At 63.2% G+C, this 25941-nt stretch carries 26 protein-coding genes and 1 tRNA gene; 21 read left to right on the top strand and 6 right to left on the bottom strand.

Annotated features, from left to right (window positions below; all coding sequences use genetic code 11):
- Positions 1-59: 59 nt before the first annotated feature.
- The 7 genes from AB0366_RS01640 to AB0366_RS01610 all read left to right on the top strand — a co-directional run bounded on the left by AB0366_RS01640 (position 60) and on the right by AB0366_RS01610 (position 6078).
- Complete coding sequence (locus tag AB0366_RS01640) at positions 60-1568, top strand: trypsin-like peptidase domain-containing protein (protein WP_366242456.1); 1509 nt, start codon at positions 60-62, stop codon at positions 1566-1568.
- Between the two features lie 89 nt (positions 1569-1657).
- Positions 1658-2155, top strand: a complete 498-nt coding sequence (locus AB0366_RS01635) for a MogA/MoaB family molybdenum cofactor biosynthesis protein (protein ID WP_037191958.1) — start codon at positions 1658-1660, stop codon at positions 2153-2155.
- Positions 2156-2163: 8 nt separating this feature from the next.
- Positions 2164-2367, top strand: coding sequence for a hypothetical protein (locus AB0366_RS01630; RefSeq protein WP_366242455.1), 204 nt, complete (start codon positions 2164-2166; stop codon positions 2365-2367).
- A gap of 561 nt (positions 2368-2928) precedes the next feature.
- On the top strand, positions 2929-3615 hold the full coding sequence (locus tag AB0366_RS01625) for an MspA family porin (protein WP_366242454.1): 687 nt from the start codon (positions 2929-2931) through the stop codon (positions 3613-3615).
- Positions 3616-3787: 172 nt separating this feature from the next.
- Positions 3788-4216, top strand: coding sequence for a hypothetical protein (locus AB0366_RS01620; RefSeq protein WP_366242453.1), 429 nt, complete (start codon positions 3788-3790; stop codon positions 4214-4216).
- A 399-nt stretch (positions 4217-4615) separates the two neighbouring features.
- Positions 4616-5284, top strand: coding sequence for an MspA family porin (locus AB0366_RS01615; RefSeq protein ID WP_128646326.1), 669 nt, complete (start codon positions 4616-4618; stop codon positions 5282-5284).
- Positions 5285-5346: 62 nt separating this feature from the next.
- On the top strand, positions 5347-6078 hold the full coding sequence (locus AB0366_RS01610) for an MspA family porin (protein ID WP_366242452.1): 732 nt from the start codon (positions 5347-5349) through the stop codon (positions 6076-6078).
- Positions 6079-6202: 124 nt separating this feature from the next.
- Here the strand turns inward: AB0366_RS01610 and mscL are convergent, their stop codons facing one another.
- The 4 genes from mscL to AB0366_RS01590 form a co-directional block, all read right to left on the bottom strand.
- The gene (mscL, locus tag AB0366_RS01605; RefSeq protein ID WP_366242451.1) at positions 6203-6676 is read right to left on the bottom strand and encodes a large conductance mechanosensitive channel protein MscL; all 474 of its coding nucleotides are present in this window, start codon (positions 6674-6676) and stop codon (positions 6203-6205) included.
- Between the two features lie 43 nt (positions 6677-6719).
- A complete protein-coding gene (locus tag AB0366_RS01600; RefSeq protein ID WP_366242450.1) occupies positions 6720-7382 on the bottom strand; it encodes an SAF domain-containing protein in 663 nt (220 codons plus the stop codon).
- Between the two features lie 89 nt (positions 7383-7471).
- Positions 7472-7816, bottom strand: a complete 345-nt coding sequence (locus AB0366_RS01595; RefSeq protein WP_366242449.1) for an FmdB family zinc ribbon protein — start codon at positions 7814-7816, stop codon at positions 7472-7474.
- Between the two features lie 153 nt (positions 7817-7969).
- On the bottom strand, positions 7970-8566 hold the full coding sequence (locus tag AB0366_RS01590) for a 5-formyltetrahydrofolate cyclo-ligase (protein ID WP_366242448.1): 597 nt from the start codon (positions 8564-8566) through the stop codon (positions 7970-7972).
- 107 nt (positions 8567-8673) lie between these two features.
- On the opposite strand from AB0366_RS01590, the gene AB0366_RS01585 reads away from it, so the two are divergent.
- The 5 genes from AB0366_RS01585 (at position 8674) to AB0366_RS01565 (ending at position 12788) form a co-directional block, all read left to right on the top strand.
- The gene (locus tag AB0366_RS01585; protein ID WP_366242447.1) at positions 8674-9627 is read left to right on the top strand and encodes a UTP--glucose-1-phosphate uridylyltransferase; all 954 of its coding nucleotides are present in this window, start codon (positions 8674-8676) and stop codon (positions 9625-9627) included.
- A 33-nt stretch (positions 9628-9660) separates the two neighbouring features.
- On the top strand, positions 9661-10920 hold the full coding sequence (glp, locus tag AB0366_RS01580; RefSeq protein WP_032395737.1) for a gephyrin-like molybdotransferase Glp: 1260 nt from the start codon (positions 9661-9663) through the stop codon (positions 10918-10920).
- A gap of 72 nt (positions 10921-10992) precedes the next feature.
- Positions 10993-11640, top strand: a complete 648-nt coding sequence (locus AB0366_RS01575; protein WP_037191969.1) for a GNAT family protein — start codon at positions 10993-10995, stop codon at positions 11638-11640.
- A gap of 150 nt (positions 11641-11790) precedes the next feature.
- Positions 11791-12660, top strand: a complete 870-nt coding sequence (gene glpR / locus AB0366_RS01570) for a gephyrin-like molybdotransferase receptor GlpR (RefSeq protein ID WP_366242446.1) — start codon at positions 11791-11793, stop codon at positions 12658-12660.
- 55 nt (positions 12661-12715) lie between these two features.
- Positions 12716-12788 (top strand) — tRNA-Ala (locus AB0366_RS01565).
- A gap of 202 nt (positions 12789-12990) precedes the next feature.
- Here AB0366_RS01565 and AB0366_RS01560 read toward each other — a convergent pair.
- Positions 12991-13380, bottom strand: a complete 390-nt coding sequence (locus AB0366_RS01560; protein ID WP_366242445.1) for a hypothetical protein — start codon at positions 13378-13380, stop codon at positions 12991-12993.
- A gap of 113 nt (positions 13381-13493) precedes the next feature.
- Here AB0366_RS01560 and AB0366_RS01555 point away from each other — a divergent pair, with 113 nt between their 5' ends.
- Both AB0366_RS01555 and AB0366_RS01550 read left to right on the top strand, forming a co-directional pair.
- A complete protein-coding gene (locus AB0366_RS01555; RefSeq protein WP_366242444.1) occupies positions 13494-13982 on the top strand; it encodes a hypothetical protein in 489 nt (162 codons plus the stop codon).
- Positions 13983-14083: 101 nt separating this feature from the next.
- Positions 14084-14275 (top strand): hypothetical protein, encoded by a 192-nt coding sequence (locus AB0366_RS01550; RefSeq protein ID WP_366242443.1) that lies wholly within the window; start codon positions 14084-14086, stop codon positions 14273-14275.
- A gap of 315 nt (positions 14276-14590) precedes the next feature.
- Here the strand turns inward: AB0366_RS01550 and AB0366_RS01545 are convergent, their stop codons facing one another.
- Positions 14591-16429 (bottom strand): DUF4209 domain-containing protein, encoded by a 1839-nt coding sequence (locus tag AB0366_RS01545; protein ID WP_366242442.1) that lies wholly within the window; start codon positions 16427-16429, stop codon positions 14591-14593.
- Positions 16430-16504: 75 nt separating this feature from the next.
- Here AB0366_RS01545 and AB0366_RS01540 point away from each other — a divergent pair, with 75 nt between their 5' ends.
- From AB0366_RS01540 to AB0366_RS01510, 7 genes are all read left to right on the top strand, one after another.
- Positions 16505-20482, top strand: a complete 3978-nt coding sequence (locus tag AB0366_RS01540; protein ID WP_366242441.1) for a helix-turn-helix domain-containing protein — start codon at positions 16505-16507, stop codon at positions 20480-20482.
- Between the two features lie 787 nt (positions 20483-21269).
- Positions 21270-22112 (top strand): glycosyltransferase, encoded by an 843-nt coding sequence (locus AB0366_RS01535; RefSeq protein WP_366242440.1) that lies wholly within the window; start codon positions 21270-21272, stop codon positions 22110-22112.
- Positions 22109-22753, top strand: a complete 645-nt coding sequence (locus AB0366_RS01530; RefSeq protein WP_366242439.1) for an acetyltransferase — start codon at positions 22109-22111, stop codon at positions 22751-22753. Before AB0366_RS01535 ends, AB0366_RS01530 begins: the two co-directional genes overlap by 4 nt.
- Positions 22754-22880: 127 nt before the next feature.
- Complete coding sequence (locus AB0366_RS01525; protein WP_366242438.1) at positions 22881-23783, top strand: glycosyltransferase family 2 protein; 903 nt, start codon at positions 22881-22883, stop codon at positions 23781-23783.
- A gap of 371 nt (positions 23784-24154) precedes the next feature.
- Positions 24155-24607 (top strand): effector binding domain-containing protein, encoded by a 453-nt coding sequence (locus tag AB0366_RS01520; protein ID WP_128645210.1) that lies wholly within the window; start codon positions 24155-24157, stop codon positions 24605-24607.
- Positions 24607-25041, top strand: a complete 435-nt coding sequence (locus AB0366_RS01515) for an effector binding domain-containing protein (RefSeq protein ID WP_128645211.1) — start codon at positions 24607-24609, stop codon at positions 25039-25041. Before AB0366_RS01520 ends, AB0366_RS01515 begins: the two co-directional genes overlap by 1 nt.
- A 190-nt stretch (positions 25042-25231) precedes the next feature.
- A complete protein-coding gene (locus AB0366_RS01510; RefSeq protein WP_187298403.1) occupies positions 25232-25906 on the top strand; it encodes a ScbR family autoregulator-binding transcription factor in 675 nt (224 codons plus the stop codon).
- Positions 25907-25941 lie beyond the last annotated feature (35 nt).

The raw sequence follows: 25941 nt of genomic DNA, 5'->3' as shown, positions 1-25941 counted from the left end.
ACAGTGAGTAGCAAGAAGGCGGGCGGACCTCTGGGTCCCTACTGAAGGAAGCAGCAACGATGAGCGACGACCGTAACGAATCCGAACAGAGCGGACAGGGTGCCGGTGGCGAGCAGCATCTGGCGGACCGGGCTTCGCGCGGCGACGAGCAGAGCTACTCGGCCCAGCAGCATCCGACGCAGCAGTTCCCGTCCCAGCAGGCGCAACCCCACAACGCAGGGTCGCAGCCGCCGCAGCAGGGCTACCCGCAGCAGTACGCCGGCTACGGACAGGGGGCCTACCAGCCCGGCTTCGGGCCGTACGGTCAGCAGGGCGATCCGCAGCACACCCAGGCTCACCACGCTCAACCCCAGCACGTTGCGCCGCAGTCGAATTCGGCACCGAGCGCGGTGAAGTCCCGCCCGGGTCGGTCGGTGCTGGTGGCCGGAGCCATCGCGCTCGTTCTGGTCGGTGGCGGAATCGGCGGCGCGGTCGGTGCGATCGCCACCAACAATGCCAACGGCAACGGCGGAGGAGTGTCCAACTCGTTGAACTCCACGGTCACTGCTGCCCAGCCCGCCGCCAACTTCCCCGACGGCTCGGTTCAGGCGGTAGCGAACAAGGTCCTGCCGAGCGTCGTGCAGATTCAGGTGAAGGGTTCTCAAGAAGAGGGTGAGGGCTCGGGCGTCATTCTCAGCAGCGACGGCTTGATCCTGACCAACAATCACGTCGCGACGGGAGCAGGTGCCAACGGCAAACTCTCCGTCGCGTTCTCCGACGGATCGGTCGCCGACGCGACGATCGTCGGTGCCGACTCGGTCTCGGACATGGCCGTCATCAAGGCCGAGGGCAAAACGAACCTGACGCCGATCGAACTGGGTTCGTCGTCGAACCTCGAAGTGGGCCAGCAGGTCGTCGCGATCGGCTCCCCGCTCGGCCTGGCGGGCACCGTCACCACGGGCATCGTGTCCTCGCTCAACCGGCCGGTGTCCACCTCGGGAGAGGCAGGCAATCAGAACTCGGTGATCGACGCCATCCAGACCGACGCTGCGATCAACCCGGGCAACTCCGGAGGTGCGCTCGTCAACACCGACGGACAACTGATCGGTATCAACACCGCGATCGCCACGCTCGGCGGCAGCCAGGGATCCGGAGCCCAGAGTGGTTCGATCGGGCTCGGGTTCGCCATCCCGGTGGATCAGGCGAAACGCATCGCCGACGAGCTGACCACCACCGGCAAAGCCACGCAGGCGATGATCGGGGTGCAGGTGCCATCGCAGGACGACGCCAACGGCGCAACCGTCGTCGAGGTCACCGAGGGGGGCCCGGCGGCAGCGGCAGGCATCCCCACGGGTGCGGTGATCACCAAGCTCGACGATCGCATCGTCTCCAGCGGTGACGCGTTGATCGCAGCGGTGCGCTCGCACGCTCCAGGAGATTCCGTCACCGTCACCTACACCGAGGGCGGCAGCGAGAAAACAGCGACGGTGACGCTCGGTACTGCGGAGCCCGTGGCGGCGCAGCCGCAGACACAGCGGCAGGAACAGCAACTGCCCTTCCAGATCCCGTCGCTTCCGGGCGGTCGCTGATGTTGCGAGAAGCAGGCAGGCGCGGCACGGTTGCAACGATTTACGCACAGCGTGAGCCGGGTAGGGGCCTTACTACTACGGTGAGCGGTATGGAACTCGACGCACCACTGGCAGGGCGCGCGTTGGTCGTCATCGTGGACGACCGAACAGCGCACAGCACCGAGAAGGACTCGAAGGGCCCGCTCGTCACGGAACTGCTGACCGAGGCAGGTTTCCTCGTCGATGGCGTCGTCGCCGTGACGGCGGACGAAGTGGACGTGCGGAATGCACTCAACACCGCGGTGATCGGCGGTGTCGATCTGGTGGTCTCCATCGGTGGCACGGGCGTCTCACCCCGCGATGTCACTCCGGACGTCACCGCTGAGGTGCTCGACCGTGAGATTCCGGGTATCAGCGAGGCGCTGCGATCGTCGGGGCTGGCGGCCGGTTCGCTGGACGCGGGTCTGTCCCGTGGGTTGGTCGGCGTGTCCGGTAGCACGCTGGTGGTCAATCTGGCCTCGTCGCGGGCTGCGATTCGCGACGGGATGGCGACGCTGACGCCACTGGCGAGTCAGGTCATCGCCGAGCTGTCGGGATTGGATGCATAGCGATACCGATGAGCGAAGAGCCGAACGACGATCGATCGGCCGAAGACGACGCGAGCCGGGCCCGAGCAGAACGGGCCCGGCTCGCTCGCATCTTCGGTGAGGTTCTGCCGGAGACCACCGGAGACGAGCGAGGAGACGGCGCAGGCCCTGAATCCGGCGGCTCGTCCTCGGACGAATGGTTGAAGCAACAGCGACCACCTCATTACTTCTGATGTGATCCACAACACATTTATTGGCTCGGAATGACAGGTCTGTTAGTTACTCGTTTACCTGCCGTTAGCGGCCGGGCGGGCCGCTGAGGCCGAGGAACGGGGCGAACGTGGGCTATCCGGACTGTCTGTAGCACCGATCGAGCGCTTTCCTCGGTAGTGCCCGAATTGCTGTCTTCCCATATCAGGGCTGTTTTACCCACAGTTTCGATGTGTAACGGTTTGGCCTCTTCGGAAGATGGTGTGACGCGGGTTACCACCAATCGTCATGTGAAAGTTGTTCACGTCGCCGAAACACATCACGAGAGAGCAACTTTCCGACGCCGATCGTAGGGATTGTCACGATCAGGCATCTCCTCTAATGTTCCCCTCAGCTTCCGACAACCGGGGTGTGGGACCAACCGGTCCCGAGCCCTGAACTCGGAACTGAACAACAGGATGCGGCCGCCACGGTCGCATTCGGCTCGGGCTCGTCTGCACTGACGCAGGCGATCCAGTTCGAGGGTGAAAGCCACAAGCTTCCCCGTGCGACACCGCGCTGGGACTGAACATGATGAGGAATAAATGACGGAGATCCAGAAGTCGCGGCGTAGCCGGGGACTCAAGTCCATGAGCGCTGCGGTTGTCGCCGGCGCGTCGGTCGTCGGTCTGGTACTCGGTACCGGAACCGCGTCCGCTGCAGTGGACAGCACCAACACGGTCGTCGATGCCAACGGCAACGTCATCACCGTGTCGCTGTCCGACACCTTCATCAACAGCGTCTCGCCGCTCGACGGCAACCCGCTCACCCGTGAGTGGTTCGCCAACGGTGTCGCAGGCTGGACCGTCACCGGTCCCGACGCCGACGACTTCGAGGGCACTGTCGCAATCGGCTACCAGGTCGGCTACCCGGCCAGCCTCGGTGGATCGGTCACCTTCGGTTACACCACCCCGAACTTCAGCCTCGGCGCTGAGATCGACAACGAGGGTGGCGGCAGCATCTCCGGCTCCACCAGCGACCTGCTCCCGTCGGTCGGCTTCTCGGCCGAGATCGCTCCCGGACCCGGCATCGTCGACGCCACCGCTGCCTCGGGCAACATCCAGGGCACCGAAGGTGACGCCGAAGGCCCCTCCGGCACCATCCAGATCGCCAACGCTCACGGCACCGCTACCGGCATCCTCGGTAACGTCCGCGTCCGTCCGTACGTCTCCGTCACCAGCTCCACCGGTGATGTTGCTGTCACGTACGGCGCACCGTGGACCTTCAACTGATCTCGATCGGTTGATCAACAGCAGCATCCTCGGCTGACCTAGCCGAAATCGATTGGGCCCGCCCGGGTATCCCGGGCGGGCCTGATTGCTGTGTACCAGTAGAACCGAACGAAATGACACCGCAGGACAATGCTTCGGTGCTGCCTGCGAGAAGGGGTCCGGGGGACCGACAATGAAAACGAAAGCTCTCTCTGCCGCCGCCTGCGCGGCATTTCTACTTCTGGCCGGATGTAGCAGCGATTCCTCGGATACAGCATCGGGGGAGAATGCCGATACCTGCACGGCCTTCGCGACGTCGCACAATGACTTTGTCGCCACCGTCGAAGCCGTTCCCACCGATCAGGCCGGTGTCGAGACGTGGACCGCGGACAAAGCCGCTTCGCTGAGTGAATTCACCACCCAATCGGAGCAGGCGACAGGCGACGTCAAGAATGCTCTGACGACACTGGTGGCCGACCTACCTGGGGATTCGCTGGAACTCTCCGAGCCGGACAGTGAATCCGGCCAGAAATTCGTCGACAATTCGAATGCCGTTGCATCGGCTTGTGAAGCGGATGGCACTGCCGTCACGCTCGACGAGTTTCCGCTGTTGAAGTTCTAGTTTCGGGGGAAATACTCGACGATGCCCTGCAATCCACGGATTGCAGGGCATCGTTGTGTCAGTCGAATGAATGGTGTGTGGAAAAGAAATCGCCGGATCATGTCGGCGTCGGTACTCGATCGGTTTGTTGCATACATTGTGCATTCGGGGTGCGTTCTCTTGCTTTGTGTCAGCACAATTCGAGCGGTCGCTCCGAATACGGACGTCGAGTTGCGAGCGCGGGCGCTGTTTAGGTACTGCAAGCAGGGACGGTATCTGTGAGCTGCTGAAACATGCATCGATATTGCGTCCGTTGTGGATGCTTCGTACCGATTTGTACAGTATTCTTCTGCGAGAAAAGATGTCTCCCGATCGGTCCGGCCATCGGATGGGGCATCGGCCGGTCATATGAGGGGAATCATGAACAATATTCGTCACTCCGTGCTGCGCAAGGTAAGTCGAATCGCTGCAGTGAGCGCGGCGTCGGCCGTTGCCATCGGAATGCTCTCGGTCGGCGCAGCCAACGCCGATACGTTCGTTCCATTGCCGAACGGTGAGAAGGTCGCGGGGCCGTACAAGATCTCGCACGTCGACGAATCGGCTGTCATCTCGCCCGCGATCGCGAACAATCCTCTCAACCGGAACGGCTGGGTCACCGGCACCGCTACCGCCGACGTTCCCGAGGGAGTGAGCGGAACCCTGAAGACGGGCTACCTCGTCGGTTGCCAGCTCGACATGGATGATCTGAGCCTCGATATGAACGCGGGCTTCGGTATCGATGGCGGCAACACCAACATCATCACGCTGTTCCCCATCCCGTTCCTCATCGGCGGCGAGGGCGAGACCACCAACAAGTTCGAGGGCGGCGTCGGAGTCAACGTCCCCATCAAGGACAAGGAAGTGGCGCAGGTCGAGCTCGGCAGCAAGGACGTCAAGGGCCCGTTCACCGCGATTCAGTACCAGGATGTCGGGATCTCCGTGGAGAACTGCGGTGGCTACGCGCAGGCTCGCTCGTACACCACACTCGAGCTCACCGGCAACTACCGCTACAAGGGCACGCTCTACGGCCAGCCGTTCAGCCTCGGCTGAGCATCCCACTACTTCACTCACCCTCGCCTAGAGCGCGTTTCACTTTCCCAAAAGGGGTAGCTATGCAGAACACCACCACCATGCGGCGTGGACTCCAGACGGCCGCGGCCGGAGCCGTCGGCGCAATCGCGATCGGGTTCCTGTCCGCCGGAGCGGCCAACGCCGACACCTTCGTTCCACTGCAGGACAACGAGATCAGCAAGACGCTGATCGACGGAACCACCGTGACCGTCAAGGGATTCGGCCAGAGCGCGCTGATCTCGCCGTCGATGGGTGCCACACCTACCCAGCGCAACGTGTGGGTCACCGGCAACTACACCGTCGAGACCTCCAACGCCAGTGGCGGATCCATCGAGCCGGGCTTCCTGGTCGGCTGCCAGGTGGATTTCAGCGCCGCGATCGGTGCCGACGGAAACGCATCCTTCGGCCAGGGCAACACCATCGGCTTGGAGCCGGGCGACCTGAGCTCACTGACGATCAACCGCACGCAGCCGAACACCTACGACATCGGTGCAGGCGTCGAGCTGGCTCTCGCCCCCGGCCAGTTCAACGACGTCAAGCTCGTGGCCGACGAGAAGTCCGCCGAGATCGACGGTGTTACGGTCGCCACCGAGGTTTCGAACGAGTTCTCGTTCGACGGCAACGGCGGTGGCTACACCTACGCCGACGAAACCCTGAGCGTCGCTGGATGTGCCGGATACGCCGAGGCCCGTTCCTACGTGAAGGTCACCATCGACAACGATGCCGTCACGGCAACGACCACACTCTGGGGACAGCCGTTCAGCATCGGCTGACGCCACGGCCGTAAGTCGGCTAGGGAGTCGGCCTCCGGCCCTCCGGCCCCCGCAACGAATGAATGCGCCATTCACGCTGTCTGACAGCGTGAATGGCGCATTCATTCGTCGAAGCAGACCGGTGTCAGTCCTTGGAGTGCTTGCCCAGGTCCGGTGTGGCGTCGTTTGCCTCGCCACTGCCGCCGGTGGTGTCGGCTGCGGTCGAAAGCTTCTGTCCCGCTGTGGTTCCCCCCGCGAGGATGTCGCGAATCTGCACCAGCACGTCGACGTCGCTCAGTTCCTTCTCCGGCTGGCTCACGAAGCGCTTCTTCGCCGTGTTCACCGGGAGAATCAGTACGAAGTAGACCACTGCCGCGATGATGACGAAATTGATGACCGCGGTGATGACTGCGCCGATGTTGACGAACGATTCCGGCGACGACGTGATCTGAAAGCCGAAGCCGTATTCGTTGCTGCCACCGAGGGCAGCGACAAGAGGGTTGATGACGTTGGTCGTGAATGCGGTGACGATCGCAGTGAATGCCGCGCCCACGACCACGGCGACGGCGAGGTCCACGACGTTGCCGCGGAGTAGAAAGTCCTTGAAGCCCTTCAGCATGAGCCCTTCTCCCAACGTTCGGTTTGTTCTGTCTCGAGAAACGTTAGTGCAGGGTGACGGTGATTGCGCTGACCAACGAGGCGGCTGCAACTGTCGTCGCGTCGTTCGTCGGTAGAGCCAGTAGTACGACGCGGTCTCGCTGCCGGCTGCCACCGGCGTCGGCGGAGACCAGCACGACCATCGCTCCCGACGCCAGCACCCGCGCCGCGGGGACGGCATTCGGGTCTTCCTGAGACTCGACCGTCAACACGTCGACGCGGTCGCCTTCCCGCAGTAGGTCGGTCACCGCGGCGTCGGCGAGATGCACCGGTACGACGCGTGCCTCGGTCCCCAGAGCGGTCGTGGCCGTTCGAGATCCGAGCAGGCGCACGTCCGTGAGCAATTCGCCCGCTCGGACCGGTCCGGTGAGTGTCCGACCGTCCACGGCCTCGGATTCGACGAGCGCGCCCTCGGGGACGTTCGCCCGGTCCCAGTCGGCCACCACCACATCGGCCGACGTCAATACGGTGCCGGGTGTCAGGTCGCGTCCCGCCGTGATCACTTGTACTCGGTCGTCGCCGGCAGCGTCGTCGACGAACAGTGCGGCGGCAACAGCGACCAGAACTCCCGCTGCGATTCGTCTGAATTTCGTGGATCCGACCCACGCCGGACGCAGGGTGATGCGATCGAGCAGCGTTGAGTCGAGTCGATTCTTACCGGCAGCCATGGCCGAAACGCTATCGCCGACCAAGGCGTCTCGGACGCCGAAAAGGCCGGGCTGTGGATAACGGCCCGGCCTGTGGATGAAGCGGAAAACTACTGGCTGGCAGCAGCTTTCGCGGTGGACGAGGAGGACGAAGAGTTCGACGACGACGAATCGGAAGATTTCTTCTCGGCGGGCTTCGAGTCGGTCTTGCTGTCCGATTTAGCGGCCGCCGCATCGGACTTCTTCTCGCCTGCGCCCTCGCTCGAGGTGCTCGAACCACCGCGGCTGTCGGTGCGGTAGAAGCCACTGCCCTTGAAGACGATGCCGACGGAATTGAACAGTTTGCGCAGCTTGCCCGAGCACGCGGGGCACACCGTCAGTGTGTCGTCGGTGAAGGACTGAACGATGTCGAAGCGGTTGTCGCACTCGGTGCATGCGTATGAGTAAGTGGGCATCGTGTTTCCTCCGCGCTGGTCACCGAGGAAATTCGCCGCTCTGCTGGCCGAGGCCGAACCACGCCGGTGTCTTGTCTGTTCGTCGAAACTGTCGAAACTGGGGAGAGCATTAGCACTCTACAGTCAGGAGTGCCAACGAATCGAATCGTAGCGTTATTCCGTACCCAAGCGTACGAGCCCGCTGCCGGGGGTCAACACGTGCGTCACCCGTCTGTCGTGCGGCTCGGCGGGTAGACGATCGACCACTTCGCTCTCGCGCACCACCGCGACCAGCATGGCGTCGGGTCTGCACAGGTCGAGGGTGCGGTCGTAGAAGCCCGCGCCTCGGCCCAACCTGGTTCCGCGCCGGTCCACGGCCAGCGCTGGAATCAGCACCAGAGAGCACGCCGACACGGCGTCGGGATCGAGCGTCGGTCCCGACGGTTCCAACAGCCCGAACGGGGCCGTCACCAACGACTCGCGTCCGGCGTACCGAGCCCAGCGCAACGGCCCCGGCTCGTGCGCACTCGGAAGCAGAACGGTCGACCCGGCCGCGGCCATCGCGTCGAGCATCCGAAAAGAACCCGGCTCCCGGCCGACGGGAACGTACGCGGCTACGACCTGGTGTTCGGCCGCCAACTCGCCGAGGACGTGACAGAGTGCAGAGGACTCCATTGCGCGTTGCGCACCGTCGAGCAGTCGGCGTTCGGCGAGAACATACTTTCGCCATCGATCCTTGGACGTGTTCTCCGTGAAATCGGGAACGGTCACAACGATTCGTCCTCCCTTCCTGTGCTGTCGTTCAACGATATGCACTCGGGGGTAAAACGCAGCACACGGCGAGCAGATCACCAGAAACCATGGATAGGGTGAGCACCATGACAGAAGCCGTTACAGCGACGACCGCCGCCACGCCCGTGCATTTCCGCACGGCCATCGTTCCCGCAGCGGGCATGGGTACCCGGTTCCTGCCGGCCACGAAAACCGTTCCGAAAGAACTGCTTCCGGTGGTCGACACTCCCGGTATCGAGCTCGTCGCCGGCGAAGCCGCAGATTCCGGCGCGCAGCGACTCGTGATCGTCACGTCCCCCGGCAAGGACGGCGTCGTCGCCCACTTCGTCGAGGACCTCGTACTCGAGAACAAGCTCGAGGCCAGCGGCAAGCTCGAGATGCTCGAGAAGGTGCGGGTTGCTCCCGGTCTGCTCGACGTCCAGTCGGTCATCCAGCGCGAGCCGCTCGGACTCGGGCATGCCGTCGCCTGTGCCGAGGAAGTCCTCGACGACGACGAGGATTCCGTTGCCGTTCTGCTTCCCGACGATCTGGTGATGCCCCGCGGTGTGCTCGACGTCATGGCCCGGGTGCGCGCCAAGCGCGGTGGCTCGGTGTTGTGCGCCATCGAGGTCCCCGACGACAAGGTGTCCTCCTACGGCGTCTTCTCCGTCGAGATCGTGCCCGACGCGGTCAACCCGAACGTCCTCAAGGTCACCGGTATGGTCGAAAAGCCCAAGCAGGAGGACGCCCCGTCCAACCTGGCTGCCGCGGGCCGCTACCTGCTCGACCGCGCGATCTTCGACGCCCTGCGCCGGATAAAGCCCGGTGCCGGCGGCGAGCTGCAGCTCACCGACGCCATTGCGCTGCTGATCGAAGAAGGCCATCCCGTGCACGTGGTGGTGCACCGCGGATCGAGACACGACCTCGGAAATCCCGGGGGATACCTGCGCGCTGCGGTTGACTTTGCTCTACAACGTGACGACTACGGCCCAGCGCTGCGCGAATGGCTGAACGAACGCTTGAGCGACAGCTGGGCACCGGAATTGACCACGTACGAATAGCATCGCGGGTCGATGCCATAGAGGAAGGGCCAGATGCGCTCGGTCGAAGATCAGCAGACCCGGGTGACCGCCGCGGCGGTGGCTCCACGGCCTGTTCGGGTCGCCATCTCGGAAGCACAGGGCCTGCTGTGTGCTGAAGAAGTGGTCACCGAGCGTCCCCTTCCCGGTTTCGACCAGGCAGCCATCGACGGCTACGCAGTGCGCAGCGTCGATGTGGCGGCCGCGGGCACCGACCTGCGCAACGAGGACGACGAACGCATCGATCTGACGCTTCCCGTCGTCGGCGAGGTGTCCGCCGGATCGCGTCAACCCATCCGGTTGCAACCGCGTCAGGCAGTACGAGTCGACACCGGCGCGCCGCTGCCGACACTGGCCGACGCGGTGTTGCCCCTGGATCGAACCGACAGCGGTCGTGCCCGGGTCAAGGTGTTCCGTCCGGTGCGCTCGGGCGACTACGTCCGCAAGATCGGCGACGACGTGCAGCCCGGTGACGTGGCGGTCCGCGCAGGCACGATCATCGGCGCAGCTCAGGTGGGACTGCTCGCAGCCGTCGGGCGCGACAAGGTGCTGGTGCATCCGCGGCCGCGGCTGTCGGTGATCTCCGTGGGCGGCGAGTTGGTCGACACCGATCGGACCCCGGGGCCCGGTCAGGTGTACGACGTCAATTCCTATGCGCTGGCCGCCGCAGCGCGCGATGCCGGGGCCGACGTCAACCGCGTCGGGATCGTCAGCACCGATCCCAAGCGACTGCGCGAGGTGGTCGAGGGTCAGCTGATTCGATCCGAGATCGTGGTCATCGCCGGAGCAGTGGGCGGCGGCGCATCGGACGGTGTGCGTGAGGCACTCGGCGAACTCGGCGACATGGAAGTGGAGCGAGTTGCCATGCACCCCGGATCCGTCCAAGGGTTCGGTCAACTCGGACGCGACGAAGTACCCACCTTTCTGTTGCCGGCCAACCCCGTCAGCGCGCTGGTGGTGTTCGAGGTCATGGTGCGTCCGCTGATTCGCATCGCACTCGGCCGACGGCAGCCGATGCGACGGACCGTCACCGCCCGAACCGTCGCGCCGATCACCTCGATCGAGGACCGCAAGGGATTCCTTCGCGGCCAGCTCATGCGCGACGAGGGGACCGGCGAATATCTGGTCCAGGCCCTCGGCGGCGCACCCGGATCGTCCTCGCATCTACTCGCGACACTCGCCGAGGCGAACTGCCTGGTCGTCATCGATCCCGAGGTCACCGAAATCCGCACCGGCGAAGAAGTGAAGGTCTCGTTCCTCGCTCAGCGAGGCTGACGCCATGTGAGCGGTAGTTCGTAGTGGGCTACGAGTTTCCGCTCACCTGCGCGTAGCGCATAACATCGACGGATGCCGCGAACGTGGTCGAGCCACCCAGGTTGGCCGGCGAAATTGGGTCCAGTGAGAGTGGCCGGCGGAACCGTCACCGTGCGGCCGGTGCGGATGCGCGACGCGGCCGCCTGGAGCCGGATTCGCACGGCGGATCGCGCCCACCTCGAACCCTGGGAGCCCAGCGGAGAAGGCAGCTGGAACTCTCGGCATCACATCTCCTCGTGGCCGAGCCTGTGCTCGGGTCTCAAATCGGAGGCACGCAAGGGACACATGCTGCCGCTGGTGATCGAGGTCGACGGCGAGTTCTGCGGCCAGATCACCACCGGAAACATCGTGCGGGGAGCACTCCGGTCGGCCTGGATCGGGTACTGGGTGTCCAAGGAGGTCAACGGCAAGGGCGTGGCGACCGCGGCTCTGGCGCTCGGGCTCGACCACTGCTTCGGTCCCGTCGGACTCCATCGCGTCGAGGCGACGGTGCGACCGGAGAACCTTGCCAGCCAGGCAGTGCTGCGCAATGTCGGTTTTCGCGAAGAGGGGCTGCTCTACAAGTACCTCGACGTCGACGGCGAATGGCGCGATCACAAGCTCGTCGCGATCACCTCGGGTGAGGTGCAGGGCACCGTCGTCGATCGGTTGGTTCGTGCGGGTCGGGCTGCGTGGGCCTGATTTTCGCTGCTGCGGCACGAGCGTTCGTGTTGTCAAAGTGACAGGAGTGTAATTCGGGTCGGCGCGTCTGCGTCGTTCTCGTTCCTCCTCCGCATAGCCTGAGGACGTCTTTCACTGTCGCCGTCGTCCAAGGGGAGGAGAACAACGCCGATGCCGAACTCGATCATCTGGATCGGTCTCGTGGCCGTCTGGCTCTTCGTTCTTCTGCCCATGCTGATGACCAAGCGTCCGCAGATCATGCAGACCACGGACGCTGCGCTCGCCACGCGCGTGCTGCATCGGGGTGGCACGAAGCGAAAGCAGCGCGGCCCCGCGACCGGTCACCGCAGTGATCCCGACTGGCGACCGGAGGACGACCTGCGAGTCTCCGCGCCGGCCCGCGAGATCTTCGGCCCCACGATTGCGACTGCTCGTCCAGACTCACCCGATCTACCCGGTACCGCGGAGGACCCGATGGACACTCACGCAGCAGACAGCGACCTCGATCGCGAGGCACCGGACACGGATGCACCGCGTGGGAGTTCGCCCGCGCACGAACCCGGTGTGGTCGACGACGATTTCGTCCCTCGCCGACGCGGCCGCGGCGGTTTCGATCCCGAGGCCGACGCGATCGCCAGGGCCGCGCGGTACGCATTTCGACAGCGCGCAGTTCTGGGGCTGGTCTTCGCGGCGATCACCACCGCATCCCTGGCCTTCATCATCTCCCCGACGGTCTGGTGGCTGTGTGGACTGTCGGTCGCCGTCCTCGTCGGTTACCTGTACTACCTGCGTCGTCAGGTACAGATCGAGGAAGAGGTGCGCAGGCGTCGGCTCACTCGGATGGGCCGATCCCGTCTCGGTGTGGAATCGGAAACCGACGACGAGCTCGAGCTCGTTCCCCAACGACTGCGTCGCCCCGGCGCAGTGGTGCTCGAGATCGACGACGAGGATCCCGAGTTCGAGCATCTCGATCACTACGAGGAGCCGTTCCAGGCACGTCGTGACGAGGACCGGGACTTGCGCAGAGCCCAGGGCGCGTAGCTATCGTCCGACGCGGCTTTGCTAGAGTTACCCAGCCGGTCGGCATGACGGCAAAGGGGCTGTGGCGCAGTTGGTAGCGCGTCTCGTTCGCATCGAGAAGGTCAGGGGTTCGATTCCCCTCAGCTCCACAATTGAAGACGTACTAGAACTCCTGACATCGGTTGATGCGGGTTCTGGTGTGAGGGCGGCGAAGGGCTCAGCGAGCCGGATCGTCGCCCTTTCGTCTTCGCTGATCTCGATTCCGTTGGTGAGTGCTTGGTTCGCGAGCCGTTTACCTTGGTCGCCTGTTCGTCGGGTCAAGAACGGCGACCGCTGGCACGTCACCCGCCGCTACGACGAGATGGCTCGCTCGCTGTTCGCCGGCTTGGGCGCGGCGACCAGTCCCACGGCAAAGCCCTCGTGCTGCCCGCGCAGTACGGTCCGTGAGGAACGCAACTCGGCTACGCCTCCACGGTTCACCGTGCTCAAGGAGCCAGCGTTGCCACCGCGCACGCGCTCGTCGACCCCGAATCCTCGTCGCTGGAGTGCTTCTACGTGGCGATGACGCGCGGCAAGCACTGCAACCACGCCTATGTGATCGTCCCCGACCCGCACGAGGTCGAGCCGCATCTCGACCAACCCGAGCCGCTGACCCTGACAGACCGGCTCGCCAATGTACTCGCACGCAGCGACGCCGACGTCTCCGCCGCCGAAACCGTGAAGCTTAAGGTCGACCGGCACGCCTCCCTGTCCACGCTGCTCGCCGAGTACGACGTACTCGCCCACGAAGCACAGACCAGCGATGGGCCGCGCTTCTCGATGTCGCACCGTTCCCCGAGAACGTGGCCGACAACATGTTCACCAGCCCTCATAACGAACGCCTCGAAGCAGCACTCGCCCGATACGAAGCAACCGGTCATCTCGCAGTGGTCGCGCTCACCGCGCTCGCGCAGAGGCTCACGCCCGGCCACGAACAGACCGACCCCGCTTCGCAGCTGGCCGCCATGCTCGACAAGGCCACCCGGAAGCTCCAGCCCAGCAAGCGAACCAGGGCACGAGTCGCTGGACTCATCCCGACGCCTGCCGAGCCGATCGCAGATGACATGCAGACCCCGCTCACCGAGCGGCAGACGCTCATCGAGACCGCCGCCGGGCGACTTGCAGATGAGGCACAGAGTGCCGGAGCAAGCTGGGCTTCGCGACTTGGCAAGCCACCGACCCAGCCGAGAGCACGAACACAGTGGCAGGCACATGCGGCCACCATTGCTCCGTACCGGTACCGCCAGCATCGCTGGGCGACCCGCATGTCGTCCGGAGCCCTGACCAAGCGGCCGAGTGACTAGTCGGACAGCTTGCACTGCGGCAAACCAAGATGAGTGTTAGACGCGATGATGAGAGCACCCCAGTCAAGCGTCCGCAGCACACCACGGCGTGGATGTGGACTTTGACGATCGGTGTCGCCAAGCGCAACGATGCGCCACGCGGAGGAATGCTCGGTGACGACGTCGTGGCAGGCGGAACGGTGCTCCGCTGGGCGGTGCACCACAGAACCGACAACGTGCGAGGACCGCATTCGCAAGGCCACGGAGTCGATCATGGCCTCGTCGCTCGGTGGGACAACCGCGGCACTCGCTGACGCCTCTGGCTCAAGTGAGCATGCGAGATCTCGGATTGCACCTGCATTTCGCCGAGTTTCCCCAATCAAACAGGCGGTGCGTCAGGGCGCGGATTGACGCGCGTCCATGGCAGCGGATCCAGTCGTCCTTAGTTGCTCGGCCGCTCAGATCGCACCGTGCGTCCTGCTCATCCCAACGTGGGTGCGCCGACACCCCAACGGACTTCTTGGCCCGACCCGACCCGACCTAGTCTTCATGGGGCTGGTCTTCCAACAACGGCACCTCGATGTAGGCTGCAGTCTGCGCTTCCGGCTCGGTGTCCGCTCCGACGGTGGCTATTGAGTCGCGCCGAACTCTGCTGCCTGCTTCTGAGCGCGGTCTATCATCTCGATGATCGGCCATGTCACCAGCCGAAGGCAGAACCACCACATGTAGAGCGCCGAGTAGCTCCACGCAGAGTTGTCATCGAGAAGTCCGTGCGCGGTGTCGTTGCGCAGGTTCGGTCCGCCTTGGACGACCAGCATCGCCTTCATCTCCATGACCATCCCTGCACCGAAGATGTCCGCGGCCTCGGTCATGTCGAGAAGCGTGTTTAAGCTCTTCTCGCTCTCCACGCCGTGCTCATCGACGAACAGCGTGTGCACGTCTTGCCCCTTCAACATGACCCGCACGACCTGCTCCAACTGTGGGACCAGAACACAGACCGCAGCGCCGTAGTTGCCGCCCAAGCCGAGCGCCAGCCCGTCGCCCCACAACCTCTCGTGCCCCTCCGGCACCATCGGCGATTCCACGCACAGCGACACCGCATACTGCCGACTGAACTTGTGCTCAGTAAGCAGTACCTCTTGCGCAGGTTGGATGATGCCCTTTCCGAGCAACTGGGAGTGAAACACGACAGTGCGGACCATCTCGGCCCAAACCGTGTCCTCATCGGCCTGACCCAGAGACCCCGGCCTCGATGCGATCTTGCGGAAGTCAGACGAAAACGTAGAAGATCCGAAGATGTGGCTGATGGAGCCCTCCAGCATCTTCTCGGCGCTCTCGCGCGTACTGGCTTCATCCAGCGGCGGTGCGAGCGTCGCAAATGCAGCGAGCGCGTCGAGCTTGTCCGCGTGACCCGAAACTCGGGACCGTGCGTAAGAAACGGCGTCAGTCAGATCGACCGGGTCCGACTGGATACGCATCATCTGCTCCATCGACGACTCCCGACTCCCACGCAGCCGAATGCGGAGGTCGTCAATGAGCTCGTCGAGCCCCGTCTCAAGCCGGTAGGAGCGCGGGATGGTTCGGAGCACTGCGATTGCCTTCTCCAGAAAATGGCCCTCGACCAGCGCGCCCGCCTTTGGGTCCGCCTGAATGCGGGAATCGGCTTCAGCGATGTATGTCCGCGCAACGCGCTCGGTCGCCGCGTTCGCCGCCGCTGCGTCCGAACCACCAAGCCATGCGAGTGCCTCACGCTCGACGTGGCGTGACAGGCGCGGCGCTGCCGACGACGCCTTTGCTGCGAGCGCGAAAAGCGCTTCACACACCTCAGCGCGCCCGGCCGCTTCGACACGACCGTGCTGGCGCAAGGTTTCCGCAAACCCCACTGTTCTGAATTTGTCTGTCACCTGCCCGGCCAAGACCTGAGCCTTCAACGCGTCCGACATGTCCTGCGTCCGGGCATGGCCGTCCGCTCCGCGCCGCGCCGCGAGCGCGAAGGCCCGAACCCACGCGTCCTTCCCGACGCTGAACCACACATCACCCTTCAGTGGTGCGGCCCGGTAGGCGTCGATGGCTCGGTCCAACATCTCGATGTCCGACCGGTCCCCGTAGACCCAGGCGACATCGGCGACCCGAGCCCGCAGATCATCGCGCTCGACCAGCTGAGCGATACGCGCCAGCAACGCCACCTGGTCAGCGTCCAAGTCCGCCGGCACTACGGTCCGCTTGCCACCGAACTGCATCGCGGGTGTGAACGGCTCCAGCCAGTCCTCAGGGTTCAACATCGCCGATGACGCCATCGCCAACACCTGCAGCACCAGTTTGTGAAGCCCTGTGACAGACGGATCGGCAGCCGCCCGCTCGAGATGCGTCGACAACAACTCTGGCGGCTCATAGGGGTCATCAAGCGACGCCGCCGCCAGCACGTCGTCCCACCACGACGGGTCGATTGCCGCGCTCGCCGTATCCATGTTCGCTCCACGTTTCTCTGCACCAAGATCGTCAACATCAAGTGCACAAAGTCTACATGTAGGTATGCTGTTGGTGTGAAAGGTGCTGCTCCTGAGTTTCTGAACGTGCGCGAAACAGCCAGGCGACTGGCCGTGCACGAGAACACCGTGCGGTCGTATGCCAAGCAGGGATTGCTCCCGGATGCCCGGGTGCCAGGGACGTCGTTCTACAGGTTCCGTGCGAGCGACGTGGAGCGCCTCAAAGCGCAGCGCGGAGCGCCGGCCGTGAGTCTGGCTGCCGAACGACGAACCGCCAGTCCCGAATATGCGACTGCGAGCCAGCTCGCGCTGTGGCCCCAGACCAACGCTCGAGAAGCCCAGGATCGGCTTCCGGAGTTGGTGCGTAGGCTGTTGTTCGAGACCCCCGGGGCTGGCCAGATCTCGATACGGACAGGCGATGGGGTTGCCCTTGCCGGCAAGGACGGGGTAGCGGCCCTTGAGTTTCCGACCCAGTTGCTGCCGGCCGGACAAATCTGGTTCGAGTTCGGCACTGACAAGGACTCCAAGCGCAAAGCCACCAAGGACTACGACGGACGAAAGGGCGAGGCATCGCAAGATGTCGCCTTCGTTTTCGTGACAGTCCGTCGATGGCAGGGCAAGGACTCGTGGGCCGCTGAGCGACGAGCCGAGAAACTCTTCAAGGATGTCTTCGTACTCGATGCGGATGACCTCGAAGCTTGGCTGCAGGTTGCGCCCGCCGCACATCTATGGGTCTCGGAAACTCTCGGTCTTCGACCCCGGGACGCGCTGACCCTGGAGACATGGTGGGACCGCTTCTCCGCTGCTACCGAACCGGCTCTTCCGCTGAATCTCTTTGTCGCCGGGCGAGCAGAGGAGGCACAGCGACTGTTCTCCCTGCTAAGTGACGAACCGAGGATTACGTCAATCCAGACCGAGTGGGTCGACGACGCCTTGGGGTTCCTGCGCGCGTGCCTCACGCCCGACGACGATAAGTCGAGTGAGCCTGGTGCCGTCACAATCGTCCGGTCAACAGGCGTCTGGGATCGAATAGTGGCACTCCCAGGGCCTGGGATCTTGGTGCCCGACTTCGACAATGCAGACGTAGCCCGCGCCCTCGCTAGCGGTAGGCATGTCGTCTCTATCGTCGACAGCGGCTCTGCTATGCGCCGCAGCGTCGACATCCGCCTGCCGAGGGTTGGCCGGAACGAGGCGGCCGAGGCATTCAGAAAAGGCGACGTCGAATGGCGTCAAGCCGATCGCCTCGCGGTACTTGCTCGTCGGAGCATGCCCGCATTGGCCCGGCGGCTTTCGCGCTCACCTCGCGTGCAGCAGCCAACGTGGTCTCGGCCGCCGCTGGCCGCCACGCTCGCCGCACTGATGCTGGCCAGTCGGTGGACCGATCGACCCGAGGACGTGCGAGTCCTGAGTGAACTGGCTGCCGTCCCCTCAGTCGACCTACAGCGCGCTATCGCCGACGCCAGTCGCGGATCCGATCCGGCGATCCGGAACGTGCGGAATGTCTTTGTATTCACTTCCCTGGAGGAGGCGTTCCTTGAGTTTGGCAACCTAGTGTCATCAGAACTGGCGTCGCGATGGGCAGAGATCGCAACCAGCGTTCTCCTGGACCCAAATCCATATGAAGGCCTCAGCTCGCACGAGCGGATCGCCGCTCAGTTGCAGGGGCAAGGGAGAACCTATTCGCCTGCTCTGCGGCACGGTATCGCCGAGAGTCTCGCCCTGGCGGGGGTGATCGAGTCAGGCCCCGGTGACACCAATCTCGCATCCTCAGTGGTTGAACGGGTTGTGAGCGACGTGTTGCGTCAGGTCGCTACCGGCTCCGAGGGGCACACTTGGGGAGCGATCGCCGACGTGCTTCCGCTTCTTGCCGAGGCTGCTCCAGGCACCTTCCTTTCGGCACTGGAGGATGACCTTGCAACCAGCGATCCGACCGTCGGCCGCATGTTCCAGACCATTGACGATCCGCTGGCACTGGGGCCTTCGGGTCAACAGCATCACCTGTTGTGGGCCTTGGAAGTGCTCTGCTGGTCGCCCGACCACCTCGTTCGCGCAACACAGATTCTGACCGAACTCTGCGACTACGAACTGCCGAAGAACTCCGGTAACAATCCCCTCGCAAGCATGTCGACCGTCCTTTGCGGATGGATTCGCAACACTGGCGCAGATCTTGCGACCCGACTCCAAGCGCTCGATGCCTGCCGGTTTGTGAGCGAGACGACAGGTTGGGCTTTACTCAAGGCCCTGTGGCCCGACAGCAATGCCTGGGCCTCGCCGCCCAATGAGCCGCGCTATCAACTCTGGAAGCCCCCCAGCGACCGGATGCCGAACAGCGAATGGTTCGCGTTCGTGAAGAGCCTGGTCGACCGTGCAATCGAATGGGCCAAGGCAGATCGCACCGCCCTGCCATGGCTTGTGGAAGCGCTGTCCACGGTCGGCCAGGACGAAGCGAATCGGATCATCGAGTTCCTCGAGGACGAGGCATCGCGCGGCGACTTGGATGAGGACGTTCGACTGGCCCTGTTCGAACAGGTCCGAGAGACTGCAGCGAGGCACGAGCGTTTCCAGGACGCGGACTGGGCAATGCCGGCGGAGCGACGCGCCCGCTTGCACAAACTGGCCGAATTGCTCCAACCTGCTGATGACCTCCGCAGGTTCGCATATCTCTTCAATTGGCACCCGGACCTGTCGGGTGCAGACCTGAACGACTACGAGCACTACCGGACAGCGCTGGAAGCCAAACGGCGCGAAGCACTTGATGTTTTGTTTGCCCGCCCCGACGCGTGGGAACAGCTCGGCGCAGTAGCGGTCCGTGCTGAGGCTCCGACACAGGTCGGCTGGACCCTGTCAACCTACGAGCCGATTGATGCTCTCGACACCATGCTGGACTGGCTGGCATCGGATAGCACAGCGCTTCAGGAAGCCGCGACGACGTGGGTCCGTAGCCACCTCGCCGTCGATGGACCAGCGGATCTCAGGCGAGCACTCGAAGGGGGCGACGTGGGGAGCGAAGCACTGAGAAGGTTGGTGCTTAACGTCCCGACGGAAAGCCGGTTCTGGGAAGTTCTCCGTGAGTTCCCAGCCGCTGAAGACCTCTTCTGGTCCGAGGCACCTTTCGAGATCGTTCCCAATGAACATCTCACCAAAGCTATCGAGGTGCTCCTTGAGCGAGCACGAGCCTGGTCGGCGATTGCGATCGCGAGCCACGGCATCTTCAATCCGACAGCAGACCAGAAAGAACATCTCCCGAGCGCAACGCTGGTCCTATCCGTCTTGCGCGCGGCGATCACTCAGGACCCGGGGCGGGCGGGGATGTCACAGATGACCGGCCACTACGTCGGGACATTGCTTGACTATCTAGCCGCAGCCGACGTGCCAGTTGCCGACCTCGCATCTCTGGAGTTCGGCTATTTCAGGCTCCTCCAGCACGACCGCGAACCACGTGCACTTAACCAGGCTCTCGCCTCGGACCCTGCCCTGTTCGTTGATCTCGTTCAACGCACGTTCCGGGGTGCAAACGAGCCTCACCGTCAGAGCAAGAGTGCGGATCCGCTAACAGAGCACGCTTGGTGGGTCCTTCGCGGTTGGCACGGCTTCCCGGGACGTCAGGAGGACGGCTCGCTTGATCAAGCTGCGATGCAGGAGTGGGTTAAGCAGGCTCGTCTGCAACTATCCGACCTTGACCGAGCGGACATCGGTGACGAATTGATTGCCCAAACATTTGCTCACGCACCGGTCGACGCTGACGGAATCTGGCCACCCGCTCCAGTTCGAGATCTCATCGAGTCGATCGGGAGTCGCGACTTAGAGAACGGCGCAATCACCGGCCGACTGAACATCCGCGGTGTCACCTGGCGTGGTGTCTACGACGGCGGCAGCCAGGAGCGAAGGCTGGCTGAGCAGTACAAACAATGGAGTCTGGCGGTCCAGGTGCGTTGGCCCCGAACTGCGCGCATCCTGCGCGCCATTGCAGAGTCCTACGAACGCGAAGCCGTCCGTGAGAACGAACGAGCCCAACTGGACCAAGATCTGGACTGAAACCGCCAGCAGCACTCGGGGTTCGGAGCCGGCCCTCCGAACGGCCGGATCGAGCCCGTAACGTTAGATTTCTTGCGGACTCTGTGCAGATGAAAGTGCCGGTGTGAATACTCCCGACGCGATCTACACGACCGTATGCCCTACGAACTCACAAGTTCACTGGTGTCGCGGGCAGTTCGCAGACCCGCCGAGGCCACGCAACGATGGCTCTCCACAAATGCGCTTTCCACCGCCCGTCCGACTGTCTGTGACTGGTGCAGGGAGCGCCAAATTGTCAGGATCGTTGGGAGCCGTCTCCTAGGGTTCGCGACGACTTCCGGCTCGTCGTCAGTGGCACCGTCCGGCTCGTCAACGAAACGAAGCTTCGCCTGATTCCATGAGGAACTCAGCCGCTCGAACCGCTGCCAGGTGTTCGGTTTGAGTCCACCCGCGTCCACCGACACGAAAACCGTCACTCACACGAGTGGCGGTTTTTTCGTTGTCCGGCGACGGCGGAGACGAACGTTACCGCGAAGTGAATTCCACACGGATTTATATCGACGGAAATAGGTCGTCGGTTCGGGATTCGTCTTTCGAAGACGCGCGTCGATGAACTCGAATTGCAGAATTGCCGTGCGAAACCTTCGATTCGAATGCTTGGAACGCCGCGAGCCAACTCGAAGAATTGTTCAGGCCGCTGAGCTGCGGATATGCAATTCGGACAGCTTTAGGCAATTTCTGGAACATGTCGTAAGTTCGAAGACGTGGCTTCGCTGTATTCAATGTCCGAATTTGTCAGGGGATCGAAATGAACACTCTCAGTGTGGTAATTCCGGTGCTCGACGAGGTCGATCATCTGGGTGAATGCCTGACGCTGCTGCTCGATCAGGGCGACGATATCGACCGCATCGTCGTCGTGGACAACGGGTCGACCGACGGAACGCTTCAGCTGGTGAACAACGTCCGCACGGTGACGAACAAGGTCGTGTTGGTGCACGAGCCCAATCGCGGCGTTGTCCATGCTCGCAATACCGGATTCGACCTGGTGGACTCGTCGATCATCGGTCGAATCGACGCCGATACCCGGGTTCGGCCCGGGTGGGCGCGCTCGATCGTCGATTTCTTCGACGAGCACGCATCCGTCGCTGCCACGGGTGGCCGGACGTTCCTGTACGAATCACCCTGGGCTCGGCCCCTGGCGTGGATGCATTCGCGCGCCGAACGACGTGAGCCGTCGGTGCGGGCGGCCCTGGCGGTATCGGGCAACAACTTCGCGATTCGCGCATCCGCCTGGCGCACGGTTCGCGGCACGGTCAGTGAGCGAACCTGCGTCCACGAAGACATCGACCTGTGCCTGTGCCTGGCCGCCGAGCACTTGTCCGTCGCTCAGAACGGTTGGATGAAGGCCTCGGTGTCCGGTAGGCGCGCGACGACATCGCCGGTGAAATACGTCCACTATGCGTTGGCGGGCTATCGCTCGTACCAGGAGCACGGTCTCGCGTCGCGCAAGCTCGGTCGCATCGTGGCCATGGACTGGCTGATGCACACGCTGCGGTGGCCGATCTCGCGACTGTTCGCAGCAGTGCCGTGCCGGGCATTGCCCGTCGACGATCGTGCCGAGTCCGACGAACGGATGCGAGCCGCCGCGTGACGGCCGGCTCGCGTATCCGCGACTGGATGCGTAACCCGTCGGACGTCCGCTGGGCCCTTGTACAGATGCGTCAGGCCACTGTCGTCTCGTTGGCGAATGCGCCGTTCTTGCCTGCCGTGCTGCGCGCGTCCGTCCTGCGGCCTGCGGGGCTGCGGACAACCGGTCCGTGCCTGATGTACGGCGGTTCCATGATTCAAGGGCGGGCATCGATTCGGCTGGGCACCGGTGTGTTCGTGAACTTCGGCTGCTACTTCGACACCGTTGCCGACATCGTGATCGGTGATCATGTCTTCATCGCCGATCACGTCCGCATTCTCACCAGTACTCACGAGACCGGACCGTCGCGTCAGCGAGCAGGCGAATTGCGGGGAGAGTCGGTGGTGATCGGCCCAGGAGTGTGGATCGGGTCCGGCGTGGTGGTGATGCCGGGCGTACACATCGGTGCCGGATGCATCATCGGGGCGAACTCGCTGGTGACGGGAGATTGTGAACCGGACGGTGTGTACGTCGGCTCTCCGGCGCGCCGCCGCCGAGAGTTGAACGACCTTCCCGCAGCGAAGGAGTGGATCGGGGAGAAGGCCGATTTTCGTGATCGGGAGGCAATGCAGAGATTGATACTTCCGCCGAATTCTGAATTCTGATCCGTAAAGTCCGATTAATTCGACGGGTTCTTTTCTTGAAGTAATGATGTAGCATCGTCAACGTCAGCGGCTCGAAATCGAATGCGTTCACCGTGTAAGGGTATCGAGCTACACGATTGCCAAAAATGTGTCAGGGGTTGGCGTTGTGAATACTCTTTCCATTGTTGTGCCTGCGTTCGACGAGTCGGCTCACATGCGCGAATGTCTGGATGCATTGCTCGTTCAGCGCGATCGCATTCACGAGATCATTGTCGTCGACAACAATTCGACCGACGACACCGCGGCCATCGTCGGAGAATACGCGCGGCGATTTCCGCAGGTGGTTCTGCTGCGGGAGTCCGAGCGAGGCGTCGTGCATGCGCGCAACACCGGTTTCGATCATGCCTGCGGATCGGTCATCGGCCGCATCGACGCCGATACCCGTATCGAGGCCGGCTGGGTGGACTCGGTGCTCGACTTCTTCGATCGCCGACTCGACTATGCCGCAGTCACCGGACCGATCTACCTCTACGACTCCCCGTGGGCGCGACCCTATCGGGCGTTCGTCAACCGTTCCGTGCGGAACAGGCCTTCTGAGCAGTGGGTTTCTGCCGCATCGGGCAACAACTTCGCTATCCGCAGGTCCGCGTGGGAAGCCGTTCGCGCTCGCACGAGCCTGCGTACCGACCTGCACGAGGACATCGATCTGTCACTGTGTCTCAACAAGGCCGGACTGCGGATCGCACAGATCGAGCCGATGCGCGTCGAGGTGTCCGGACGTCGGTTACTGACGCCACCGCTCGAGTACCGGCATTACGTCCAGAGCTCGTATCGCACGTGGGCCCATCATGAGCTGGCCAGTGGTTGGTTGCGCCGATTGCTGATTTCGGACCTGGTTCTGCACACGCTGCACTGGCCCCTGACACGAATTCTGTCGTCGTGCGAATCTCGTATTCTCCCGGTCTCGCATTCCGGAGCGGACATTACATCTGTGCGCGATCTGTCAGGTATTCGCGACGACAGTTTTGCTGCCGCGGTGCGCGGAAAGTAATTCTTCGGCATCATCCTGTGCCCGATTTTTCGGGTGAGAAATGCGGGCATAGTCACGAAAGCGGGTCGTTCGAGGGATCAGCGGTTCGTATGTCGGGTATTCGGCAAGTGTCATGGCCCGAGTGTCAGGGGGCGAGCGCGCACGATGTATGGGGCCGGGTAGGACGCAGGGACCGGTGCGAAAGCCAGGACCCGAGGTTCGCCAGGAGGAACCGTCGGCGGCAGTAGTTGCGGCGATCGAAACGGGTGCGAAGTATGGTTGATCGATTGACGATCCACCTACCAGTCGCGCCGGTAGATTGACGGGCGATATTGTGAACGGGCCGGTTCCGAGCACAGGATCTGCCCCTGCAACTTCTCTACGGAGTGTGAATGTCGTTCGAGATCGTCGACCTCGCTGAAACGTGGGTCGCGGGTCTTCCCGTTCGCAGCCCCAAACGGGCGCTCGGACGCCTCAACGACCCTGCACTCGATCAAGCGTGGTCCGCAGTTCTCAATCAGGAGACCTCCGGTCCGCTCGCTTCCATTTATACCGACTTCGCCCCCGGTATCGGCTCGTACAATACCCAGGTAGTCGGTTATCTGTGTTCTTCGCTCGGTCAAGTCGCGCGCGGACATCTGGTTGCGAAAGTGCCTGCGGCGAAATATGCACGTTTTTCTGCGGTGGGGTATTTCCCCGAGGTTCTCACCCGATTGTGGACCCAGATCGATCATGCCGAAGAGCAGGGCGAGATAGTGCGATCGTTCACCGGCGACTACGAGTGCTATCCGCACGCGTACAAGATCGATCTCTATCTGGCGATCACTGCGCCCGGCGGTTCGTGATGACCTTCCGCGTCACGGCGCGCAGCGCGGAGCTGTTCAGTGGGTTGGTGGCACCGCGAGTGGAACCCGGCGCGGAATCGAGTGGCAGCGAGTGGATGCGATTCCTACGAGATCGTGTGCGCGAGAAGCACATCGACGCAACTCAGGTGAGCACGGTGTACGTCCCGGATCCGCACGGAACGGTCAATGCGGTGGTCGCGGTCTCGGTGGACTCGCCCGGTGACGTCGCCGTGGGGGACGTGTTCGTCTCGATACCGACCGGCGTGTTCGCAGTGTTCGTGCCCACCGGAGCATTGGCGGATCCGATCGAGGACGTATGGGCTCAGGTCGACGAGTGCGTTATGTCCGGATCGATATTTCGCGCCTACAAAGAGGAAGTCGAAGTCGTTACAAATACTGGAGAAGTGGAACTTTTCATTTCAATCGTTTTGTAAACGAGCCGTTCTTCATGCAATTGTCACTTTCGAATCACAAAGTCGCCACCGAACCGGTTACTATTGGCGAGCGCTGACAGTCCGATATGGCGAAGTGAATTCCACGTTCACCTCGATCGGCCGACGGATGGGCAGCGCGCACAGAGCGTCGATGTCATGGCAAGGTCGACAGAGCAGGGGTGTTCGGAACATGGTGAGACAACTCAGGGCAGAAGCCACACGAGCGGCCGCACTGCGCGCTGCAGCAGATCTCTTTCTCGAGGTGGGGCACGCGAATGCCACGCTGAGTCAGGTGTCGGCGCAGTCCGGTGTGACCAAGGGTGCGCTGTACTTCCATTTCGCGTCCAAGGAAGAATTGGCCCGTGCCATCGTCGACGAAGGTCACGAGCGCGTGTCCACCGCGTGCGCCGGCTTGGTCGACAGTCGCAGCCCGGCTCTCGAGTCCGTCATCGGAATCTCCTACTCGGTACTCGAACTGGCGGCATCGGACCCCTTGGTTCGCGTCATGTACCGGTTGCAGATGGAGATCGACGGATCCGACACCGCTCGCGGCAGTGTGTTCGGCACCTGGGGGAACATCTTCGAGCATCTCTTCGAGCGGGCCATCGAGCACGGTGACGTGGCCGACCATCTGGACGCGGGCAACGCGGCGTTGCTGGTGTGCGAGATGCTCGCCGGAGTCCTGATGGTGTCCGAGGCGCAGTCGCGTCTCGAGGATGCTCCCTCGCGTATGGAGAAGGTCTGGAACACGGTCCTTCCATCACTGGTGCCCGCCGACAAACTCGCCTACTTCCGCGAATTCGCGGCGCGGAGTCTGTCCAGTTTCGTGCGCGAGAACATCACGTCGGGATCTGTCACCGTCTGAAAATGTCGTGATCTCGGGGTGCTTGCCGCACCCCG

The sequence above is a fragment of the Rhodococcus sp. NPDC076796 genome, from assembly GCF_040702765.1.
Lineage (GTDB): Bacteria > Actinomycetota > Actinomycetes > Mycobacteriales > Mycobacteriaceae > Rhodococcoides.
The sequence above is the reverse complement of the archived record's forward strand: the minus strand, read 5'-3'. Positions and strand labels throughout refer to the sequence as shown.

Excerpts from the sequence above, each read along its gene's own strand:
- AB0366_RS01575 (WP_037191969.1), top strand. The coding sequence starts at position 10,993 with ATGCCGCGAACGTGGTCGAGCCACCCAGGTTGGCCGGCGAAATTGGGT.
- AB0366_RS01535 (WP_366242440.1), top strand. The coding sequence starts at position 21,270 with ATGAACACTCTCAGTGTGGTAATTCCGGTGCTCGACGAGGTCGATCAT.
- AB0366_RS01515 (WP_128645211.1), top strand. The coding sequence starts at position 24,607 with ATGACCTTCCGCGTCACGGCGCGCAGCGCGGAGCTGTTCAGTGGGTTG.
- glp (WP_032395737.1), top strand. The coding sequence starts at position 9,661 with ATGCGCTCGGTCGAAGATCAGCAGACCCGGGTGACCGCCGCGGCGGTG.
- AB0366_RS01595 (WP_366242449.1), bottom strand. The coding sequence starts at position 7,816 with ATGCCCACTTACTCATACGCATGCACCGAGTGCGACAACCGCTTCGAC.
- AB0366_RS01625 (WP_366242454.1), top strand. The coding sequence starts at position 2,929 with ATGACGGAGATCCAGAAGTCGCGGCGTAGCCGGGGACTCAAGTCCATG.
- mscL (WP_366242451.1), bottom strand. The coding sequence starts at position 6,676 with ATGCTGAAGGGCTTCAAGGACTTTCTACTCCGCGGCAACGTCGTGGAC.
- AB0366_RS01585 (WP_366242447.1), top strand. The coding sequence starts at position 8,674 with ATGACAGAAGCCGTTACAGCGACGACCGCCGCCACGCCCGTGCATTTC.
- AB0366_RS01615 (WP_128646326.1), top strand. The coding sequence starts at position 4,616 with ATGAACAATATTCGTCACTCCGTGCTGCGCAAGGTAAGTCGAATCGCT.
- AB0366_RS01545 (WP_366242442.1), bottom strand. The coding sequence starts at position 16,429 with ATGGATACGGCGAGCGCGGCAATCGACCCGTCGTGGTGGGACGACGTG.
- AB0366_RS01555 (WP_366242444.1), top strand. The coding sequence starts at position 13,494 with ATGTTCACCAGCCCTCATAACGAACGCCTCGAAGCAGCACTCGCCCGA.
- AB0366_RS01520 (WP_128645210.1), top strand. The coding sequence starts at position 24,155 with ATGTCGTTCGAGATCGTCGACCTCGCTGAAACGTGGGTCGCGGGTCTT.
- AB0366_RS01630 (WP_366242455.1), top strand. The coding sequence starts at position 2,164 with ATGAGCGAAGAGCCGAACGACGATCGATCGGCCGAAGACGACGCGAGC.
- AB0366_RS01600 (WP_366242450.1), bottom strand. The coding sequence starts at position 7,382 with ATGGCTGCCGGTAAGAATCGACTCGACTCAACGCTGCTCGATCGCATC.
- AB0366_RS01510 (WP_187298403.1), top strand. The coding sequence starts at position 25,232 with ATGGTGAGACAACTCAGGGCAGAAGCCACACGAGCGGCCGCACTGCGC.
- AB0366_RS01620 (WP_366242453.1), top strand. The coding sequence starts at position 3,788 with ATGAAAACGAAAGCTCTCTCTGCCGCCGCCTGCGCGGCATTTCTACTT.
- AB0366_RS01610 (WP_366242452.1), top strand. The coding sequence starts at position 5,347 with ATGCAGAACACCACCACCATGCGGCGTGGACTCCAGACGGCCGCGGCC.
- glpR (WP_366242446.1), top strand. The coding sequence starts at position 11,791 with ATGCCGAACTCGATCATCTGGATCGGTCTCGTGGCCGTCTGGCTCTTC.
- AB0366_RS01640 (WP_366242456.1), top strand. The coding sequence starts at position 60 with ATGAGCGACGACCGTAACGAATCCGAACAGAGCGGACAGGGTGCCGGT.
- AB0366_RS01635 (WP_037191958.1), top strand. The coding sequence starts at position 1,658 with ATGGAACTCGACGCACCACTGGCAGGGCGCGCGTTGGTCGTCATCGTG.